The organism is Tissierella sp. (genome assembly GCF_052089545.1).
Classification (GTDB): Bacteria; Bacillota; Clostridia; order Tissierellales; family Tissierellaceae; genus Tissierella_A.
This window is the reverse complement of sequence record NZ_JBQDAA010000171.1, coordinates 1-4,994: the sequence shown is the minus strand read 5'-3', so window position 1 is coordinate 4,994 and position 4,994 is coordinate 1. Positions and strand designations below refer to the sequence as shown.

Here is a 4,994-nt window from a genome sequence, read left to right as displayed (position 1 = left end):
TAAATAATTAATTAATTTAAAATTAATGCGTCAACTATATTGACATCTACCGATATCTTAGTTACATAATCTATTGCTATATACATACTGCCAACAGTAACTGCATAGATTCCTGTTATTCTACCAATTCCAAAATATAAAAGAACTATGACAGTTCCAATATAACCAACAATATCAATAGCCCTATATCCTCCATAACTTCTAACTTTAGTAATCTCTAAATTAGTTTGGAATATATTATTATTTATATTATCAAATTCATTTTTTATATAATCTTCTTTATTAAATGATTGGATTATCTCCATGTTTTGTATGTTTTCATTAATACTTGAATTTATATCACCTACATAACTTCTATTCAAGGTTGTATATTTTGCAGTTTTATATCTTAAATCATTAAATATAATATATACTAGCGGTACAAGTACCAGTAGCATTATTCCTACGAAAAAGTTTGTTACAAGAATCATACCATATATACTGACAATCATTATTGTTGAAGTTGTTATATCAGCCAATATTAGCTGAAACATCTTCTTTAACTTATTTGTATCATTTGTAATCCTAGATACTATACTACCTGCGGGTAGGTTATCAAAATAAGATATAGGAAGCCTTGTTACATGTTCATAAACATCCTTTTGTACACTAAAGGCAATCTTATTTGCTGCTTTTTCAAAAGATACAAGAGCTAAATTACTAAACAAGCCACTAAGAAGATAAACAAGCAAATAAATTAACAGTAATTTTATAATGGATATAAAATCTGCCTTCTGAAGATCTACCTTAATATGATTATTTAGTATAAAGCCAATAATTAAAGGTCCTATAATTTCCATAGCTGTACGGATTAAGGAAAGTATTAATCCAATTGACAAATATTTCTTTTCATTCTTTGCGTATTCTTTTAATTGTTTTGATACTAATTCCTCTCTTATATTATTCTTCATCAAATTGACTCCTTGCTGATTGATTTTTATACTGTTTAGAATACCATTTTCCCTTTTTGACTAATTCATCATGACTACCTCTTTCTACTATTTTTCCCTCATCTAATACTATTATCTCATCAAGATCTTTAACTTGACTTATTCTATGACTTGAAATAATCATGGTCCTTCCTTCTTTATCTTTCTTTATATTATTAATTATGTTTTTTTCTGTCCTTCCATCAAGCGCACTCATAGCATCATCTAATATTAAGATATTTGAATCCTTTAAAAATGCTCTTGATATAGCAATCCTCTGCTTTTGTCCACCTGAAAGAGAAATGCCCTGTTCACCGCAAAGAGTATCCAATCCTTTGGGGAATGTCTTTAAATCTTTTTCAAAATCAGCAAGCCTAATAGCTTTCATTACTTCTTCATCATCAGCATTTGGCTTAGAAAGTTTTATATTGTCTTTGATGCTTTTTGAAAATATCATATGTTTTTGTGGCACATACCCAATTCTCTCCCTAACACTTGAAATACTATATTTATCAAGAGTATCTCCGTCAATCAATATACTTTCAGTCTCCATTGGATATAAATGTAAGAGCTGCTTTAAAAAGCTAGATTTACCAGAACCAGTCTTTCCTAGCACTCCTATAGATTTCCCTTTTTCAATTTTTATGTTTACATCTTTTAAAACATTTTCCTTTGATGAGGGATATTTAAAACTATGATTCCTAAACTCTATATCAGGATTCATAGCTGCATCTATAGCCTCATCATTTTCTGTAATATCTTCTTTATAAAATAAAACATCTTGAACTCTATCCATTGAAGCATTGGCCTGTTGTTTTAAATTAATAAAATTTCCAAATGCATGCATTGGCCATACAAGCATATTTAAATAATAGGTAAATGAAATTAACTGACCTATGGAAATCTCACCTTTTGAAATTAAAACTGAACCGTAAGCTATACCTATTATAAAGGTAAATGCAGGTACAATTCTTTGAACCGGAGTAAGTAGTGCCTGATATTTTACGACATCCATATTTCTATCTAATAAGTTTTCTCCACTTTCTTTAAATTTTATTTGTCTAGACCTTTGAAGATTAAAGACTCGAGTGATTCTTACACCTTCTATATCCTCTAAAACATTCGTATTTAGCTTATCAAAAGCTCTTTGCACCTTTTCCCATCTTATTAGAATTCTATCTCCAATCCATATGCTCAAATATGCTAAGATTGGGAGAGGTACTATTGCAGCCAAGGTTAGTCTAACATCTACTACTACCATCATCATAATAATAATAATGAAGGGAAAAGCTGTTGAATCAAACAAACTTAAGGTACCAATTCCAGCTAAGTCACTGATACTATCGACATCATTGGTAGACTTTCCCATAAGGGATCCTGTAGAATGCTTTTCAAAAAATTTAAGAGATTGTCTTAAAAACTTTGTCATAAGATTGTCTCTAGTTTTATAATCTATCTCATTTCCAGCTCTAAATGTAAAGTAGCTCCAGCCCATGGCAAAAAAGTACTTTATAGCTATAACAACTAAATTTAAAAGCAAGATAAGTAAAAACGTATTTAACTCAATTGAATCTTCAAATATCATATCAGTCAACCTACCGGTAATATAGGGTGGTATTAATCCAACTATATTACTTAAAGCTAAAAAAACAATTGCTAAGATATATTCTTTTTTATAGTATGAAATAAACCACCAAAATTTTTTAAACATAAATCCTCCTATTTACTATGTGCTTTAAATTAATATAATTATAGGTAAAACCTTGAATGTTTTTGCATCTTTTCCCTCAATTTTATATATATTTTTTTATTCTAAGTTTTCCTATCTACTCATTTATCTACCCTTTTATTAATACTATAATCTTACTGATGGATAGATCTCTTCTTACTTTGCTAATCTCTTTTTGTTAATTATATATCTTACACTAAAGATACATATATCTTATCATAAATTCCCCCTTTATAAATCAGTCTTATAGCTTCAAAAAATATGGAATAAAAAGGTATGGCCCATAAATAAATTATTTATGGGCCATACCTTCTACATTTTCACATCCATATTATCTATAATAGTTCTTATATCTACACTTCTGTGGGAGATGTTTTTTGCACCTTTTTACTAAGCCAATCTTTGCCTTCAACAATTCTTGTAACCATCATAGATGCAACTGCATCTCCAGACGCATTTATCATTGTTGCTGGTGGATCTACTAAAAATCCAATTGTTGCAACAATTGGGAAAGCTTCAGGTGGAAAACCATAAATTGTGACTATTAACATTTCACCTATCAATCCACCACCAGGAACTCCTGACATTACAACGCCGCCTAATACTGCTATTAAAACAGCTGTTATATATGTACCAATCCCTGAAAAATCCTGCCCAAATATTCCAAATAAAAATGCTATTTTAAGTATTGAAGATAAGGCAGTTCCATCCATATGCATAGTAGCTCCTATTGGCAATACTATATCTCTAATATCTTTTGGAACATTCATTTTTTCTGTAGCAGTAAAGTTTACTGGTAATGTAGCAATGGAACTACTAGTTGCAAGCGATGTGACTGCTGGATTAAGTATGTTTTTGAAAAAGATTTTAGTACCTAGCTTTCCTCCTGCCCAATATGAATAAGCTGCAAAAGCTATAAAGAAATATATTATACATAAAGGATAATATACTGCCATAGATCTTAAATAAGCACCTAGTAACTGTGGTCCATATTCAGCTATTAAGGCTGCAAAGTAAGCTCCTAGACCAATAGGCGCATAGTACATTATGAAACCAATCATCTTCATCATTACTTTATTTAACATCTCTAAACCTTGAGCAATCTTATTGTTTTCCCCACCAACTAAACTTACACAAAGTCCAAATAAAACTGAGAATATTATCAATGGTAACATATTAGCTCTAGAAAGTATTAGTGGAAAATCGCTAACAGTAAAAGCATTAACAATAGTATCTCCAATATTTATTTCCTCAAGTGAAGTAGCTTCCATAGCAATGTTTACTCCTTCAGCAGGTGGGAAAACTTTAACTGTAGTAATTATGATAACTGCTGCGATAGCTCCAGTTATTATAAAGACTGAAAACATACTACCAAGTATCTTTCCAAGCCTTTTCATATTCATCATATTTCCAACAGCACTACTGATACTTAAAAATACCAAAGGAACCACTGCTGTAAACATCATATTGATAAATATATCACCTAATGGTGATAAAATTTTCGCCTTCTCACCAAAGACTATTCCAATAATAGAACCTACTATAATACCTGTTAATAATAGTATTGGAAATCTATAATTTTTCCAGACTGAATTCTTGTTTATTTTATCTGTCATTTTACATCCTCCATTCAAATTATTTATTTAAAATTAAAATACCATACTACAATATAATTTTAAATCAATTCTTCATCCAATATAATTCCTTCCGCTACTATATTAGTAGCACCACCAACAATTACGTCTTCATATTTTTTGTCATTTGGCTTTAACTGAACACTTAATCTTCCACCCGGCATAATTACTTGGGCTACATTGTTCTTTATTTCTCCTTTTTTCATTAGAACAAATCCTATAGATCCTGCTCCAGTTCCACAGGCCAAAGTAAAATTTTCGACCCCCCTTTCAAATGTACGAGCATATAGATTTCCATTTGGGTCAAATGAAATAAAGTTAACATTGGCACCTTTATCTAAACTTTTATGGTTTCTTAAAGCTTTACCTAGCTTATATAAATCTTCTTCATACATCTCTTGAAATCCCGGCAATTCTACTACTAAATGTGGTAATCCTGGATCTCCAAGTTCAACATAAGAACAATCATACTTTTCGCCATCAGCTTCTAATATAAAGTTTTCTTTAAACACAGTGGGCCTATTTAATTTTATCTTATAATTTCTTTTATTTATTCTATGACCCTCTATTATTCCAGACAAAGTCTCTACAGTCTGTTTATCTCCCGCTAAACCTTTTTCAAAGCCATACCTACAAATACATCTTGCTCCATTTCCACACATT

Annotated in this window: 4 protein-coding genes; all 4 read right to left on the bottom strand. The window is 30.4% G+C overall.

What is annotated here, in order from left to right:
- Positions 1-11: 11 nt before the first annotated feature.
- Positions 12-950 (bottom strand): ABC transporter transmembrane domain-containing protein, encoded by a 939-nt coding sequence (locus ACTHW2_RS10640; protein WP_442263895.1) that lies wholly within the window; start codon positions 948-950, stop codon positions 12-14.
- Entirely contained in the window at positions 940-2,679 is a 1,740-nt protein-coding gene (locus ACTHW2_RS10635) for an ABC transporter ATP-binding protein (RefSeq protein WP_442263894.1), read from the bottom strand. The genes ACTHW2_RS10640 and ACTHW2_RS10635 overlap by 11 nt, the downstream gene beginning before the upstream one ends.
- Positions 2,680-3,050: 371 nt before the next feature.
- Positions 3,051-4,313 (bottom strand): dicarboxylate/amino acid:cation symporter, encoded by a 1,263-nt coding sequence (locus ACTHW2_RS10630; RefSeq protein WP_442263893.1) that lies wholly within the window; start codon positions 4,311-4,313, stop codon positions 3,051-3,053.
- Positions 4,314-4,372: 59 nt separating this feature from the next.
- Positions 4,373-4,994: hypothetical protein (locus ACTHW2_RS10625; protein ID WP_442263892.1), on the bottom strand; the 622-nt coding region annotated here is incomplete at its 5' end.